This window comes from Bradyrhizobium sp. CCBAU 45394 (assembly GCF_028128655.1).
Classification (GTDB): domain Bacteria; phylum Pseudomonadota; class Alphaproteobacteria; order Rhizobiales; family Xanthobacteraceae; genus Bradyrhizobium; species Bradyrhizobium diazoefficiens.
This window is the reverse complement of the sequence record NZ_LBIX01000167.1, coordinates 69,374-84,091: the sequence shown is the minus strand read 5'-3', so window position 1 is coordinate 84,091 and position 14,718 is coordinate 69,374. Positions and strand designations below refer to the sequence as shown.

At 65.4% G+C, this 14,718-nt stretch carries 19 protein-coding genes; 7 read left to right on the top strand and 12 right to left on the bottom strand.

The features are described from left to right. Window positions 1–208 precede the first annotated feature (208 nt). The 6 genes from WN73_RS24425 to WN73_RS24400 form a co-directional block, all read right to left on the bottom strand. Window positions 209–1,162, bottom strand: a complete 954-nt coding sequence (locus WN73_RS24425) for a ribose-phosphate pyrophosphokinase (protein WP_028174674.1) — start codon at window positions 1,160–1,162, stop codon at window positions 209–211. Window positions 1,163–1,356: 194 nt separating this feature from the next. Then, window positions 1,357–1,983 carry a hypothetical protein gene (locus WN73_RS24420; protein WP_011090181.1) on the bottom strand — a complete coding sequence of 209 codons (627 nt, stop codon included), beginning with the start codon at window positions 1,981–1,983 and terminating at the stop codon, window positions 1,357–1,359. A 185-nt stretch (window positions 1,984–2,168) separates the two neighbouring features. Continuing rightward, window positions 2,169–2,936 (bottom strand): peptidoglycan editing factor PgeF, encoded by a 768-nt coding sequence (pgeF, locus tag WN73_RS24415; RefSeq protein ID WP_011090180.1) that lies wholly within the window; start codon window positions 2,934–2,936, stop codon window positions 2,169–2,171. After that, window positions 2,936–4,051 carry a class I SAM-dependent methyltransferase gene (locus WN73_RS24410; RefSeq protein ID WP_011090179.1) on the bottom strand — a complete coding sequence of 372 codons (1,116 nt, stop codon included), beginning with the start codon at window positions 4,049–4,051 and terminating at the stop codon, window positions 2,936–2,938. The genes pgeF and WN73_RS24410 overlap by 1 nt, the downstream gene beginning before the upstream one ends. A gap of 20 nt (window positions 4,052–4,071) precedes the next feature. Beyond that, window positions 4,072–4,917 carry a prolipoprotein diacylglyceryl transferase gene (gene lgt, locus WN73_RS24405; protein ID WP_038967285.1) on the bottom strand — a complete coding sequence of 282 codons (846 nt, stop codon included), beginning with the start codon at window positions 4,915–4,917 and terminating at the stop codon, window positions 4,072–4,074. A gap of 211 nt (window positions 4,918–5,128) precedes the next feature. Then, window positions 5,129–5,860 (bottom strand): dienelactone hydrolase family protein, encoded by a 732-nt coding sequence (locus WN73_RS24400; protein ID WP_271555194.1) that lies wholly within the window; start codon window positions 5,858–5,860, stop codon window positions 5,129–5,131. 166 nt (window positions 5,861–6,026) lie between these two features. Between WN73_RS24400 and WN73_RS24395 the strand changes: the two genes are divergently transcribed. The 4 genes from WN73_RS24395 to ychF all read left to right on the top strand — a co-directional run bounded on the left by WN73_RS24395 (window position 6,027) and on the right by ychF (window position 9,021). Next, window positions 6,027–6,278, top strand: coding sequence for an accessory factor UbiK family protein (locus WN73_RS24395; protein WP_011090176.1), 252 nt, complete (start codon window positions 6,027–6,029; stop codon window positions 6,276–6,278). Window positions 6,279–6,533: 255 nt separating this feature from the next. Further along, window positions 6,534–7,250: a 50S ribosomal protein L25/general stress protein Ctc gene (locus tag WN73_RS24390; protein WP_011090175.1), complete on the top strand. Its 717-nt coding sequence runs from the start codon at window positions 6,534–6,536 to the stop codon at window positions 7,248–7,250. Between the two features lie 62 nt (window positions 7,251–7,312). After that, window positions 7,313–7,918: an aminoacyl-tRNA hydrolase gene (gene pth / locus WN73_RS24385; protein WP_011090174.1), complete on the top strand. Its 606-nt coding sequence runs from the start codon at window positions 7,313–7,315 to the stop codon at window positions 7,916–7,918. Window positions 7,919–7,923: 5 nt separating this feature from the next. Then, the gene (ychF, locus tag WN73_RS24380; RefSeq protein WP_011090173.1) at window positions 7,924–9,021 is read left to right on the top strand and encodes a redox-regulated ATPase YchF; all 1,098 of its coding nucleotides are present in this window, start codon (window positions 7,924–7,926) and stop codon (window positions 9,019–9,021) included. A 116-nt stretch (window positions 9,022–9,137) separates the two neighbouring features. Here ychF and WN73_RS24375 read toward each other — a convergent pair whose 3' ends face one another. Then, window positions 9,138–9,434: a DUF4282 domain-containing protein gene (locus tag WN73_RS24375; protein ID WP_018648333.1), complete on the bottom strand. Its 297-nt coding sequence runs from the start codon at window positions 9,432–9,434 to the stop codon at window positions 9,138–9,140. Window positions 9,435–9,603: 169 nt separating this feature from the next. On the opposite strand from WN73_RS24375, the gene WN73_RS24370 reads away from it, so the two are divergent. The 3 genes from WN73_RS24370 to WN73_RS24360 all read left to right on the top strand — a co-directional run bounded on the left by WN73_RS24370 (window position 9,604) and on the right by WN73_RS24360 (window position 10,877). Continuing rightward, on the top strand, window positions 9,604–10,056 hold the full coding sequence (locus WN73_RS24370; RefSeq protein ID WP_271555187.1) for a MaoC family dehydratase: 453 nt from the start codon (window positions 9,604–9,606) through the stop codon (window positions 10,054–10,056). Continuing rightward, entirely contained in the window at window positions 10,056–10,535 is a 480-nt protein-coding gene (locus WN73_RS24365; RefSeq protein WP_060910462.1) for a MaoC family dehydratase, read from the top strand. The genes WN73_RS24370 and WN73_RS24365 overlap by 1 nt, the downstream gene beginning before the upstream one ends. A 195-nt stretch (window positions 10,536–10,730) precedes the next feature. Next, window positions 10,731–10,877: a hypothetical protein gene (locus WN73_RS24360; RefSeq protein ID WP_027545961.1), complete on the top strand. Its 147-nt coding sequence runs from the start codon at window positions 10,731–10,733 to the stop codon at window positions 10,875–10,877. Between the two features lie 39 nt (window positions 10,878–10,916). On the opposite strand, the gene WN73_RS24355 is transcribed toward WN73_RS24360, so the two are convergent. The 5 genes from WN73_RS24355 to WN73_RS24335 all read right to left on the bottom strand — a co-directional run bounded on the left by WN73_RS24355 (window position 10,917) and on the right by WN73_RS24335 (window position 14,547). After that, on the bottom strand, window positions 10,917–11,054 hold the full coding sequence (locus WN73_RS24355) for a hypothetical protein (protein WP_165448177.1): 138 nt from the start codon (window positions 11,052–11,054) through the stop codon (window positions 10,917–10,919). 355 nt (window positions 11,055–11,409) lie between these two features. Further along, window positions 11,410–11,832 carry a hypothetical protein gene (locus WN73_RS24350; RefSeq protein ID WP_060910463.1) on the bottom strand — a complete coding sequence of 141 codons (423 nt, stop codon included), beginning with the start codon at window positions 11,830–11,832 and terminating at the stop codon, window positions 11,410–11,412. A gap of 249 nt (window positions 11,833–12,081) precedes the next feature. Then, the gene (locus tag WN73_RS24345; RefSeq protein ID WP_271555185.1) at window positions 12,082–12,996 is read right to left on the bottom strand and encodes a hypothetical protein; all 915 of its coding nucleotides are present in this window, start codon (window positions 12,994–12,996) and stop codon (window positions 12,082–12,084) included. Window positions 12,997–13,277: 281 nt separating this feature from the next. Further along, the gene (locus WN73_RS24340; RefSeq protein ID WP_011090168.1) at window positions 13,278–13,718 is read right to left on the bottom strand and encodes a nuclear transport factor 2 family protein; all 441 of its coding nucleotides are present in this window, start codon (window positions 13,716–13,718) and stop codon (window positions 13,278–13,280) included. A 376-nt stretch (window positions 13,719–14,094) separates the two neighbouring features. Next, window positions 14,095–14,547 (bottom strand): nuclear transport factor 2 family protein, encoded by a 453-nt coding sequence (locus tag WN73_RS24335; RefSeq protein WP_161536697.1) that lies wholly within the window; start codon window positions 14,545–14,547, stop codon window positions 14,095–14,097. Window positions 14,548–14,718: the final 171 nt, after the last annotated feature.

Sequence of the window (14,718 nt, the reverse complement as noted above, 5' to 3'; positions counted from 1 at the left end):
AGAGATGACTCGGCGTCCGGATGATGTCATGGGCCGCGATTGGCAACAACCCGTGGGGCTTGTGCTGCGGTGCAGTCGGAGCACGAGCTGGCAGGGTGGGGCGAAGCGTGCCCATGACCGTCATGGCAATAAAAGGCATGGCAACAAAAAAGGTGGGCACGGCGCGCCGCGCCTTTGCCCACCTTGCGATCGTGACGGCGTAGATGAATTAATCGAATAGGCTCGACACCGACTCTTCCGCGGCGGTGCGCGCGATCGCGTCCGAGATCAGGCTGGCGATCGGGAGCGTGCGGATGTTCGGCGCCTTGCTCACCGCGTCCGTCGGCAGGATCGAGTCGGTGATCACGAGCTCCTTCAGCTTGGAGTTCGTGATACGGGCGGCCGCGCCGCCGGAGAGCACGCCGTGCGTGATGTAGGCGTAGACGTCCTTGGCGCCCTTGGCGATCAGCGCGTCGGCCGCGTTCACCAGCGTGCCGCCGGAGTCCACGATGTCGTCGACCAGGATACAGGTGTAGCCGGCGACGTCGCCGATCACGTTCATGACCTCGGATTCACCCGGCCGCTCGCGGCGCTTGTCGACGATGGCGAGCGGGGTGTTGATGCGCTTGGCGAGGCCGCGCGCGCGGGCCACGCCGCCGACGTCGGGCGAGATCACCATCGTCTTGGACAGGTCGAACTTGTCCTTGATGTCGCGCACCATCAGCGGTGCCGCGTAGAGATTGTCGGTCGGGATGTCGAAGAAGCCCTGGATCTGACCGGCATGCAGGTCGAGCGTCATGACGCGGTCGACGCCGGCCTGCGTGATCAGGTTGGCGACAAGCTTGGCCGAGATCGGCGTGCGCGAGCCCGATTTGCGGTCCTGCCGGGCGTAGCCGAAATAGGGCAGCACCGCGGTGATGCGGCGCGCCGAGGAGCGGCGCAGCGCGTCGGTGATGATCAGGAGCTCCATCAGATGGTCGTTCGCCGGGAACGAGGTCGACTGGATGATGAAGGCATCCGAGCCGCGGACGTTCTCCTGGATCTCGACGAAGATCTCCATGTCGGCGAAGCGCCGGACCACCGCCTTGGTCAGCGGCAGGTGGAGGCCTTGCGCGATGGCCTGGGCGAGAGCCGGATTGGAGTTGCCGGCGACAAGCTTGATGGAGCCGTTCTTGGCCGACATGGACGCTTCCTCCCGCGCTTTGCTGGATAGGACGTTCAACATCTGGGAATACCCACTCGAAGCACGGTTACGACGGGCGAGGAAATATCAGGCCGGGGGCTGCAATGGCAACCCGGGATGCTACGTTTTCCCTTTGAAAATCCTGAGTCGGGCCAACGGTTTGGCCGCAACTTGAGGCCGTGGTTTAGCGGGGGTTATCGCTCGGCGTAGCCGAGCGCCGAGGCCGGCATCTCCGGTGCCGGAGCCTCCGGGGTGACGCTTGCCACCGCAGGTCCCCGCAGGCCCGGAGCAGCGCTCGGCGCCTCCGGCGTGCCGTTGATCATGTTGGAAAGTCCGCTGAATCCGGCCTGGGCGATCTTCCGCAGCACCAGGTCGTCGGCGGCGCTCCAAGGATCGCGCGTCGCATCGCGGCCACCCTTGGCCGAGGTGGGTTCCTCGCCGGAGAGGCGCAGCGCCCGCTGCTGGTTGGCGTCGTAGACGTCCCAGACCCAGGCGATCACGGTCCTGCCGCGCACGATCTGGGCGGAGAGGTAGCTGCGCACGCGATAGGCAGCCGTCCCCTCGCGGGAGACCACGGACAGGCTGCGCAGCTTGGATTCGCTGTCGAGCACGCCGACCATGCGGTCGAACACCTGTGGCGGCGGCCCGTCGATGGATTCGAACGCCACCGTCGCTCCACTGCCGGCGCTCGGCGCCATCGCATAGGAGTTGGCGGCACCGCCGCCGCCGGCGCAACCGCCAAGCGCGGTCGCCGCTGCCAGCAGCATGACCGCCAGCACGCGCGAACCCGCGCGGCCCAGGATGAATGACGCGTCCCTCATTATGGAGGGCAGCGATATCGTTAAAACGCATTAACGTCTAGGGCAGGGGCGACACATCCCACTGTCATTCCGGGGCGCGCCCACTTGGCGCGAACCCGGAATCCATTTCTCCGCATAAATTGCTGCACGATGATTCCGGGTTCTCGCTTCGCGAGCCCCGGAATGACGGCGTGTTGCCTGTGTGTTCACCCCTCGAGCGCGATCGCGTGGACGTGGCGGCCGTAATCCGGCTCCTTGCGATGCACCGAGCGGCGATAGCTGAAGAAGCGCTCGTCGGCATAGGTGTCGAGGCCGAGGTCGTCGATCATCAGGATGCCGGCGGCCTCCAGCCGCGTCCGGATGAAGCCGGCGAGGTCGAACATCGCGTGGCCCTCGCGCACCGACGGGATGAAGAACATCGCGTTGTCCGCGTCCGCCTCGATGAAGCGTGCCACGAACTCGTTGCCGACCTCGTAGCTCTCCTGCCGGATCAGCGGGCCGATCGCGGCGATGATGCCGCCGCGCGTGGCGCCGAGCTTTTCCATCGCTAGAATCGTGGACTCCAGCACGCCTGTGAGCGCGCCCTTCCAGCCGGCATGGGCACCGCCGATCACGCGCGCATTGGGATCGACGAACAGCACCGGCCCGCAATCGGCGGTGGAGACGCCGAGCGCGATGCCGGGCGTCCTGGTGACCAGCGCGTCGCCCTTCGGCCGCGGCCCGCTCGGCCACGGCGTCTCGGCAATGAGCACGTCGGGCGAATGGATCTGGTGCAGGCTGAGGAAACGTTCCGGCGCCACGCCGACATGCTCGGCCATGCGGCGGCGGTTCTCGGCGACGAGGGCCTGATCATCGTTGGAGCCGAGGCCGCCGTTCAGCGCCGAGTAGATGCCGCCGGAGACGCCGCCTTCACGGGTGAAGAAGGAATGGCGCAGCCCTGGCACCGCCGACAGCAGTGACGAAGCGAGGGTCATCAGTTCCCTCCGGCGTGTTCGAGATCGCTGAGGCCGGCAAGGCCAGTTAGCCGCGGCTCGGAGATGCCGAGCACCTTGAACATCGAGCCCATGCCGCTGCGCCCGGTGTCGGTCAGGCGCTTCAGCGCCACCGAAATGTCGGTGGCGACCTCGGGCGTTGCCTTCTGCATCAAGGCGGCCGCGCGGGTGTCGATGCCGACGCGCTTGAGGAAATCGCCCTGCGTCACCGGCCCGTGCACGCGGGCGCCGACATCCTCGGCCGCACGCGCCAGCGCCTGGAAATCGACATGGGCGGTGACGTCGGCCTGACCCGGCGCCTTCAAGGGATCGGTAAAGGTGTGGCGCGCGATCGCCTGGAAGGTGTCGCCGGCATCGCTGCGCAAATGGCCGTAATCAATGATCAGCGCCGCGCCGTCCTGATCGCGCACGCGCGTGGCGAGCTTCATGACCTCGCCGTCGGGACGCCATTCGAACACGGCGCCGACCGGCGCGGCGCGCACCAGGGGCGGCAGCAGCACGTCGAAGCGCGGCGTCGGCTCGGAGGCCGCGCCGAACTGAAGCTTGCCGTTGGGATCGATCTCGATCACGCGCTCGTGCCAGCCGTTCTCGCGTTTCACCATCTGGTGGATCGGCAGTACGTCGAAATATTCGTTGGCGAGGATGATGCTCGGGCCTTCGGGCACGTCGTCGATGCTGTCGTGCCAGGCGACGTTGCGCGCGCCCGACAGCGTCGCACTCTGCCGTTCGCGCAGGACGGGATTGACCTCGACCAGGTGGATCTGAAGCGCCTGGTAGAGCGGCGGCAGCACGCGGAGCGCACGCAGCGCATCCGCCATCATGGTGCCGCGGCCGGGGCCGAGCTCGATCAGCCGCAAAGATTGCGGCGAGCCCATCTGCTTCCACACCGAGGCGGTCCACAGGCCCAGCAGCTCGCCGAACATCTGGCTGACCTCGGGCGCGGTGGTGAAGTCGCCCTCACGCCCGAGCGGATCGCGAGAGACGTAATAGCCATAGCGCGGATGCATCAGGCACAGTTCCATGTACCGCCAGACCGGCATGGGGCCTGAGGATTTGATCAGCGCCTTGATCTCGTTGAGTAGCGGCTGTTCGGTCACGGCCTTCTTCTCGAAAGGAATTAACGAATGGCCTCGATCGGCCTCGGCGCCCCGCGCCTGATAGCCAATACAATAAGTATGAGACCTACAATAAGCATCGGGATCGACAACAGCATGCCCATGGTTAATCCGCCCCAGAGGAAGCCGAGCTGGACGTCCGGCTCGCGGAAATGCTCGCCGGCGATCCGGGTCAGACCATAGATCAGGATGAAGGCGCCGAGGATCATTCCGGGTCGCTTCAGGGCGCCGAGGCGGATCATGATCGCAAGCACCGTGAATAGCAGGATGCCCTCCATGCCGGCCTCATAGAGCTGGCTCGGATGGCGCGGCAGCTGGGTGGGATCGTTGGGGAAGACCATCGCCCAGGGCAGGCTCGCATCGGTGGCACGGCCCCACAATTCGCCGTTGATGAAATTGGCGATGCGCCCGAGCAGCAGCCCGACCGGCGCGACCGCGGTGGTGATGTCGCCGAGCGACAGGATCGGGATCCCGTTGCGGTAGGCGAACCACATCACCGCGACGACGCAGCCGAGGAAGCCGCCGTGGAACGACATGCCGCCCTCCCACAGTCGGAAGATCGCGGCGGGGTGCTCGATGAAGAAGGGCAGATTGTAGAACAGCACGTAGCCGGTGCGGCCGCCGAGGATGATGCCGAGCGTGACCCACAGGATGAAGTCGTCGACCTGCACCAGCGAGATCGGCGCCGGCCCGCCCCACAAGCGCTCGTTCTTCAGGAGCGAGCGCGCATAGAGCCAGCCGAACACGATGCCGCAGATATAGGCCAGCGCGTACCAGCGGATCGCAAACGGACCGATCTCGATCGCGATCGGCTTGAAGGCGGGAAAGTCGATGAGAAGAAAGGGCATCACGCCTTGTTTCTAGAGTTTGATGGGCAAGCTGCGGCCCCGACGGAGCTGCGCCCCCTCTCCCGCTTGCGGGGGAGGGTTGGGGAGGGGGTGTCTCCGCAATCGAGATAATCTCCGTGTGGAGAGAACCCCCACCCGGCGCTTCGCGCCGACCTCCCCCGCAAGCGGGAGAGGTGCACCGAGTTCGCGGATAGGCCGATCATACTGCTGCTCACACGAGATTGCGGCGATAGAGCGCCAGCAGACGCTCCCAGTGCCGCTCGGCGGCGTCGCGGTCATAGACCGGGCGCTTGGGGAAGGCGAAGCCGTGATGCGTGCCGGGATAGATCTCGACCTCGGCCTTGGCACCTTTCATGCCCTCTTTGACCTTTTCGATAATCTCCGGCGGCGCGTAGACATCGGTCTCGGCGCAGGCGAAGTAGAGCTCGGCCCTGGTCTTGGCTGGGGCCAGATGCGGACTGTCGTCCTGGTCGGTTGCGAGCTGCACTCCATAGACCGAGGCGGCGGCCTTGACGCGATCGGGGAAATGCGTGGCGGCGTTGACCGCGTAGCGGCCGCTCATGCAGTAGCCGACGGTGCCGACAATCTTCGTGTTCGCGGCGGCCTGGCCCTCGGCGTAAGTGAGCAGCGCGCTTGTGTCGTCCATGATCATGGGAATGGAGAGCGAACTCATCAGCGCGAACATGCGCTTGCGCTCCGGTGCGTTCGGGTCGGCCGGCAGCGCGCCCAGCTCCATCACGCCGGAGCGGTAATAGAGGTTCGGCAGCATCACGTAATAGCCTGATGTCGCGAGCCGGCGCGCCATGTCGCGCAGCTCTTCGCGGATCGCCGGCGCATCCATGTAGAACAGGATGACCGGAAACGGCCCGCCACGCTCGGGATGGCTGATGAAGGTTGCGGTGTGGCCGTCCTTGGTGGGAATCGCGATCTGCTGGTCGATCATCTCGTGCGCCTTGTGATTCTTCTTATGCCGGGACGTTGAATACGATTGCAAGGAAACCGGGGCATGACAAGGATACGGCCGATCGGCCCTTGATCCGGCCCGATCGGATTGCCATTGTCTTTCCGAGAGTTCGCGCAAAGTTTATCGGAGCCGCCAGGAGACCGACATGACCCAGACCAACAACCGGTTTTTCGACGAGATCGGCCGCCTGATGAACGACGCCGCCGGTGCGGCTCAGGGCGTCAAGCGCGAGTTCGACACGGTGATGCGGACCCAGGCCGAGAAATTCCTGCGCGACATGGACCTCGTCAAGCGCGAGGAGTTCGAGGCGGTCAAGGACATGGCCCGCCTGGCGCGTGAGGAGAACGAGGCCCTGAAGGCGCGCATCACGGCGCTGGAGGCGAAGCTGGGGGGATAGGTATTTGTCGTTCCGGGGCGATGCGCAGCATCGAACCCGGAACCTCGAGATTCCGGGTTCGGTCGCTGTCGCGACCGCCCCGGAATGACGGCTAGTCCGGCGCGGCCCGCCAGCCCATTCTTCTTGTCATTTCCGCATCTTCCGGGTAAAAGCCCGCCACGTCCGCGGCCCCCGCACCCCTGGAGGCTTGCTGTGGACGATGCCATGGGCCGCGCTGCGGCCCATTAACTTTTGCAAAAACAAGGACTTAACGACATGGCGACGACCGTCAAGGAATTGAAGGCGACCGCACGTCCGAAGAGCGGCAAGGGGGCCGCCCGGGCTGAGCGTCGCGCCGGCAGAGTGCCCGGAGTGATCTATGGCAACAACCAGCCCCCCGTCACGATCTCGATTGAAGATCGCGAACTGCGCCAGCGCATCCTCGCCGGCCGGTTCCTGACCACGCTGGTCGACATCGACCTCGAGGGCAAGAAGCACCGCGTGATTCCGCGCGACTATCACCTCGATCCGGTCAAGGACTTCCCGATCCATGTCGACTTCATGCGGCTCGGCGAAGGCGCCACCATCCGCATCAGCGTTCCCTTGCACGTGGTGAAGTCGGAAGCCTCCCCGGGCGTGAAGCGCGGCGGCACCGTCAACATCGTTGCCCATGCGATCGAGCTCGAATGCGGCGTCGAGAGCATCCCGCAGTACATCGAGGCCGACGTCGGCTCGCTCGAAATCGGTCACTCGCTGCATCTGTCGGACGTCAAGCTGCCGGCCGGCGTGAAGGCGCTGACCCGTGAGGACGCGACCCTCGTCACCATCGTGCCGCCGTCCGGCTACGCCGAAGAGCAGAAGGCTGCTGCTGCGGCAGCTGCTGGTGGCGCGGCTCCGGCTGCGGCAGCTCCTGCGGCTGGTGCGGCTGCTCCGGCTGCTGCTGCTCCGGCAGCGGCTGCCAAGGCTCCCGCCGGCGGCGACAAGAAGAAGTAATCTCTCAAAGAGCTGGCGCGCGGTCCTGTGACCCGCGCGCCGAGCGAGGGGCGCGCCGCGTCATGCGACTCTTTGTTGGGCTCGGCAATCCCGGCGCGAAATACGCACGTAACCGGCACAATATCGGCTTCATGGCCGTCGACGAGATCGCGCGGCGTCATGGTTTCTCGCCATGGCGCCGCAGGTTTCAGGGCGAGACCTCGGAAGGCGCGCTCGGCACTGAGCGCGTGATCCTGCTCAAGCCGACGACCTACATGAACGATTCCGGCCGGAGCGTTCAGGAGGCGGCAGGCTTCTTCAAGATCGCCCCTGGCGACGTCACCGTGTTCCATGACGAGCTCGAGCTGCCGCCGGGCAAGGTGCGGGTGAAGGTCGGCGGCGGTATCGCCGGCCACAACGGTCTGCGCTCGATCTCGGCGCATATCGGCAACGACTACCGCCGTGTCAGGCTCGGCATCGGTCATCCCGGCGTCAAGGAACTGGTGCACGGCCACGTGCTGTCGGACTTCGCCAAGGCCGACAACGACTGGGTGGCGACGCTCTGCGACGCGGTCGCCGAGCACGCCGCGCTGATCGCCAAGGGCACGGACGCGACCTTCGCCAACAGGGTGCATCTTGCCATGCAGGCGAAGGGGTTTTTGACCAAGGACGACAACGGCAAGGAATAACGCTCGTGGGATTCAAATGCGGGATCGTCGGATTGCCCAATGTCGGCAAGTCGACCTTGTTCAATGCGCTGACCGAGACGGCCGCGGCGCAGGCCGCGAACTATCCGTTCTGCACCATCGAGCCGAATGTCGGCGAGGTGGCCGTGCCCGATCCGCGGCTCGACAAGCTTGCGGCGATCGCCAAGTCCGGCCAGATCATTCCGACCCGGCTGACCTTCGTCGACATCGCGGGCCTCGTGCGCGGCGCCTCCAAGGGCGAAGGCCTCGGCAACCAGTTCCTCGCCAACATCCGCGAGGTCGACGCCATCGCGCATGTCGTGCGCTGCTTTGAAGACTCCGACATCACCCATGTCGAGGGCAAGATCGCCCCGCTCGCCGACATCGAGACCATCGAGACCGAGCTGATGCTCGCCGACCTCGACAGCCTCGAGAAGCGCGTCGACAACCTCACCAAGAAGGCCAAGGGCAACGACAAGGACGCCAAGGAGCAGCTCGACCTCGTCAACCGCACCCTGGTGCTGCTGCGCGAGGGCAAGCCCGCGCGCCTCGTCGAGCGCAAGGCGGAGGAGGAGCGCGCCTTCGGAATGCTCGGCCTGCTGTCGTCCAAGCCCGTGCTCTATGTCTGCAACGTCGAGGAAGGTTCGGCCGCGACCGGCAATTCGTTCTCGAAGGCGGTGCAGGAGCAGGCTGCCAAGGAGGGCGCCGTCGCCGTCGTCATCTCGGCCAAGATCGAATCCGAGATCGCCACCATTTCGCGCGAAGAACGCGCCGACTTCCTGGAGACGCTGGGTCTCGAAGAGGCCGGCCTCGACCGCCTGATCCGCGCCGGCTACACGCTGCTCGACCTCATCACCTATTTCACGGTGGGCCCGAAGGAAGCGCGTGCCTGGACCATCCATCGCGGCACCAAGGCGCCGGGAGCGGCCGGCGTGATCCACACCGATTTCGAGAAAGGCTTCATCCGCGCCGAGACGATCGCGTTTGACGACTACGTCGCGCTCGGCGGCGAAGCCGGCGCCCGCGATGCCGGCAAGCTCCGCCTCGAAGGCAAGGAATACGTCGTCGCCGACGGCGACGTGATGCATTTCCGGTTCAATACGTAAGCCGGAGTTGTCATTCCGGGGCGCGCCTCTTGGCGCGAGCCCGGAATCCATTCATCCACTTGTTCTGAGGCCCGATGGATTCCGGGTTCGCGCTGCGCGCGCCCCGGAATGACGGGCTACCGCATCCCGCCGCCCTGATCCCGGATCGCGCCGAGATGCTCGTTGATGCGGAAGACGATCAGGATCAGTTCCGCGACGATGCGCGAGAACACGATGCCGACGACGACGCTCGCGATCGACGACAGCAGCACCAGGAAGCCGCCGAACGGGCTGATCGCCATCGCAGCTAGGCCGGAGAAGATGCCGGAGAGGCCGAACAGGCAGATCAGCGCGATCACCAGCCAGTAGAAGGTCTTGATGATCGTCGGCGTGATAAAGCGGTCCCACTGAAACAGGTCGCTGAATGAAAACATCGCTCTCCCCCGGACAAATCGGGCCTTGTCAAATCGGGCTTCGGCCCTCGGTTGACCCGACTCAAGGCCAGAATCGCCGCGTCGAATGTAGCACGAGCCATGCGGGCCGGCGGGTTGAGATTGCCGCAAAGTGCGGCCACAATCTGTCATTTCCGCCAGCAATCCCAAGATGACCCTGACCTTTGAAGACTTCCCGCCCGGCCGGTTCGGAACGTTCGGCCCGCGCCATGTCACCCGCGACGAGATCTTGGCCTTCGCCGCCGAGTTCGATCCGCAACCGATGCACCTGGACGAGGACGCCGCCAGCAAGAGCATGCTGCGCGGCCTGTCCGGCTCGGGCTGGCACCTGTGCTCGCTGATGATGCGGATGATGGCCGACGGCTTCATCACCCGCGCCGCCTCGCTCGGCTCCCCCGGCGTTGACGAGGTGCGCTGGCTGTCGCCGCTCAGGCCCGGCGACGACCTCATGCTGGACGTCGATGTCATGGAGGCGCGCGCCTCGAAGAGCCGCCCCGACCTCGGCATCGTCAAGTTCAAATGCACCGTGCGCAACGCCAAGGGGCAGGCGCTGTGCGAGATGACCTCGCCGATCCTGATCGAGCGGCGCGAGGGGGCGGTCTGATGCCGTTTTTCGAGGAGATCGAGATCGGCCATCGCCGTGAGATCGGCGCCTATACGTTCACCGCGGAGTCGATCAAGACATTCGCCCAAAAATTCGATCCGCAGCGCTTTCACCTCGACGAGGAGGAAGGCAAGAACTCGCTGTTCGGCGGGCTCGCGGCCTCGGGCTGGCATGTCGGCTCGGCCTGCATGAGCCTGCTTGTCGCGGACGGCCAGCGTCTGGCGCGAGAGGCCGCAGCGCGCGGCGAGGAGGTCGCGGTGTGGGGCCCGTCACCGGGCTTTCGCGACCTGCGCTGGATCAGGCCGGTGCTCGCCGGCGACACCGTCTCTTACGCCAATGTCGTCATCGACAAGCGCAGCTCCGCCTCGCGCCCCGGCTGGGGCATTTTGACGGCCCGCACCACCGGCACCAACCAGCGCGGCGAAGAGGTCTACGCCATCACCGCCTCAGCCTTCGTGCCGATGCGGAAGGGCGGTTAGATCAGTTCCAAGATGAAGGGCTGAAAAGAGCGCGAGTGTTGCCCGCGCGCTATGGACGCGATTCCGGGCGGCTGCCATAAGCCTGCGCAACATGGTTGCCCGCGAAGCAGTTGGGGGAACCATCGAGTTGCTAACCAATTATGAACCTGTCGCTGTCTATTTGAACGAATAGGCAGAGGACAGGGGACGAGGACCATGGCTGACCGCGGCGCACTCAAGTTTGTCGGATTTATCTTTGCGACCGCGACGCTGGCCGTGATGCTGGTCGCCGGCATGGTGGTGAAGGGCTATGCCGATGGCGCCTACACCCTGGAAGCCTCGACCGTGGAAGCCGCCCGGTAAGAGCTCGTTAACGTTTCGGGGCCGGTGTCCGGCTTCCCCTCAGCGGCTATAGACGAACGCCAGCACCGCGATCGCAACCGCCAATAATCCAACGAAGCGCAGCATGATCGTGCCGAACTGGTTCGGCGCGGGTCGCAGCGGTATGGGCTCCGTGGTGTCGGGCCGAATGCTTTCCATGAAATGTCCCCCTGAGCCCGCGTAAACCGACGGGCGCCTGGCATTGGTCGCCGGGGAGGGGTGGAGGGTTCAAAGGGGGGCTCTGGCCGACGTACTTGCGTGGCCGCCTGCCAAGCCCTCCGCTGTCATGCCCCGGCTTGTCCGGGGCATCCAGTACGCCGCGGCGTCTCCGCTCAATCACCGCCGTCTCTGGAATACTGGATCGCCCGCTCCAGTGCGCAAGTGCGCACAAGGCGGGCGATGACGCCTGCATTGGGGAGACAGCGTGCGGACACGCGCATTCACACCGCCCCGGAATCAAAACCGCCGCGCCCCTTTCGGAACGCGGCGGCCGGTGATGCCGGGTGCTGACCGATCAGCTGTTGCGCAGGCCGTCGGCGGCGCGCTTCCACTGCGCGACGTTGTCGGCGATCATGCGGGTCGACTTCATCGCGGCCTGGCTGAGCTGGGCGTAGCCGGAGATCTCGCGCTGGACGCGCTGGCCTTCGGCATGGAGCAGGTCGCGCAGGCTCTCGAGCTCGGAGATCAGATTCTCGATCTCGGCGAGCGAGGTGCCGGCGACGCGCTGGATCAGCGAGTTGACGTTGGTGACGGTGGCCTCCGCGCTCGGATCGAGCGGCGGTGCGTCGGCGCTCGTCGCCGCCGGCCGGCGCAGATAGGCGATGTCGTTGCGGACGAAGTCGCGGATGCCGGCTTCGACCTCGGTCACCGCGGCCAGATTGCTGTCGACGGTCTCGGTCTCGGCGGCTTCGATCTTTTCCGGACGAATGGCGTTCATCGTTGTTCCCCTGTTCGCGTTGAGCGCAGCGCGAGTGTCCCCCGCACGACGACGTCTGTAAGGCGATCCCCATCAGGGCGTCGGATTTTGACCGTAACTAGGCCGAGATGCGGCAAGGGCGGACCATTCGGGGGTTTTGCCGTGGCGTATGGTTAGGAATGTCTGAACGGCGGCTGCGGCGGAGCGCCTTCGCGGCACGGCCGGTGTCTGACTCCCTCGCCCCGCTTGCGGGGGGAGGCGAAAACACACTCACCAGCTCTTCTTGAACCCCGCCGTCAGGCTCTTGTTGATCGCGCCCTGCGAGGTCTCGCCGACCGAGCCGGAGACGGTGACGTTGTCGAACAGCTTTTGCTCGGCGCCGAACTTGCGCAGCCATTTGTCGTCGGTGGTCGAGAGCGTCTGGCCGGCGGTGATGCTGGTGCCGGTGTCGGTGAGGGTGACCTTGGCGGACTGGTCGGTCTCGTAATTGCGGGTGATGTGCCCGCCGATGCCGGGGACCGCGGTCGTGCCCTGCTGGTTGACGCTGTAGCCGTTCTGCAGCGTCAGCGACGTGTCGCCCGACAGCGGCACCGATTTGGTCAGCGACGCGCCGAGCTTGCTCTGCTCGGCGCCGGGGTCGACGCGGGCTTCCACCGCCGTCTTGTCCCAGATCGGGCCCGCGCCGGGCGCGGTCGCCGCCGCCCAGGCGCTGCCGGAGGATTGCGGCAGGTTGCCGCCATTGGCGGCCTTCTGCGCCAAGAGCTCGGACATCGTCCGCGGCTCGCTCGTCACCGTCATGTCGGCGCCGATGCGGGCGTCCCAGAACGAGGATACCGACTGCTTCACCGTCACCGCCGAGGAGCCGTTGGCATTGGCGTTCGACGCCCAGTTCATCCCGTCATTGGCGGCGGCCTGCGCGCGCTTCTTGGCGGCGATGAGGTCGTTGAGCGTGCCGGCGTCGATCGCGAGCTGGCCCCAGTCGAGCTTGTCGACGTCGATGCCTTTGAGCACGTCGGGGTCGTTGGCGTCGGGGGCTTCGGCCGCCTCGGCGTCCTCGTCGGGCGCGGCCGCGGGTGGGGAGAAGGGCGGGATGATCTGCGCCGAGACCGTCAGCACCGAGCCCAGAATGAACGCGGCCGCCAGCGCCGGCAGCCTGGTCCAGCCAAAACCTGTCGAGAATTCCATCGTCCTGCCCGCGAACCCCAGCGCATGCTGTCCGATAATATATAGCGGACTTCCGCAATGACCATGCGCCATTCTGCAGCGAGGATGCTGACCTATCGTTGCGAAATTGTGGCGGCTCGCCTTTGGACGCTTGCCTGGGGACGCGAACCAACGGGCCGCGCGAAAGGCGCGCGTCCGACGACGGGCTTCCGGCACGACGGCATCCGGCGGGGCTGGAGGCCAGGACGTCGCGCCACGCATCGTCATCGGTCCCGAAGAGCGGGGCCCGTTGGCGTCCCCCCTCAGCCGACGCTGCTCATCTTCGGCAGATGAATGGCACGGCCGAGTGCCTGCTCGACCAGGTCGAAGGTGTCGATCAGCACGCGCAAGCTGACGAGCTTGCCCGCCCTGAACTGGGCGAACTGCGCGACCCGCAAGGAAATCGGCTTGTTGGAATCCAGCGCCGTCAGCGAATAGCGCAGCATCGAGGCGGCGGAATCGACGCCGAGCATGATGCTCTCGCGATCGAAGCGGCGGACCTGGAAATTGTCGGCGAGTTGGCGGATGACGTCGAGCACGGCGTCCTTGCCCTGGCGTGCGCCGAGGAACGGAAACATGTCGATCGGGCCATAGAGCGCCCACTCGACGTCCTCGTCGATCAGGGCCTCGATATCCTCGAAATGCCGGTCGTTGATCGCGCGGTGCAATGCGCGCGAGAAACGCCAGAGGCTGTGCTCTGTCATTTTGGGCAGTCCTGAAGCTGGCTTGCAAAAAAACGGAAAACAGCCCGATGCACAGGAAACGTGCCTCGGGGCCGCTCAACTCGTTTGTATGCGAACAAAATACGGAATTTCGGCCAAAACGCAATTCACGTTTTCGCAATGCACAATTGATCGCGTTTTGTGAGATTTACAACAGAACCCCGTAATCTTCCGGGGGGCTCAAGCGTACGAGCGCTGGTTCCCGCATTCTCGGTGTCGTCCTGGCGAAAGCCAGGACCCATAGCCACCGAATCCTGCAATGGGCACGCTAGCGGTTAGCAAGGTGCCACCATATCGGCAGTTGGGGTAATGGGTCCTGGCTTTCGCCAGGACGACGTCGCGAAGAGCGCGGTCGGGATTAACTCCCGTCCACCCGCGCCCCCACGATCAGCGGTCCGATCTCGCGCTCCAGCACCTGCTGCACCAGATCGTAGGAATCGATAATCTCGCGGATCTGCGCCACCTGTCCGTTGCGGAAGGTATAGAACACCGCCATGTCGAACTGCACGACGCGGTCGTTGCTGCGCTTCCTGAAATAGGTCTGCATGTAGGTGGCGACCTCGTCGCCCTCGGCGACGATGTGCGGCGCCTTGTAGCGGATCTCCGAATAGCGCACCCAGACCGTCTGCCAGAGCGCGCGCAATTCGGCCTTGCCGTGGCGCGGCACCATGTGCGGCAGGATGTCGATCGGCGCGTGGGTGAGGAAGTCGACGTCGTCGGTGCAGCACGACAGCGCGGCCTCGATGTCGCCGCGCGCGAAGGCGTCGAGCAGATGCACGACGCGCTGGCGATTGAGCTTCTCGACTGTCATTCCGCCCGTCCTCATTGGCCGCATGGCGTTGCGCAACGCTAACGCGCGGTTTCGCGCACCGGCAATCCGCGAAACCACAGGAATGTTGCAGTCGATATGACGCGCAAGCGCAATGCCAGGTTCATGGCTGCAATTATGGGTTGAGCGCCCGTGCGCCTGCACGAAATCGCC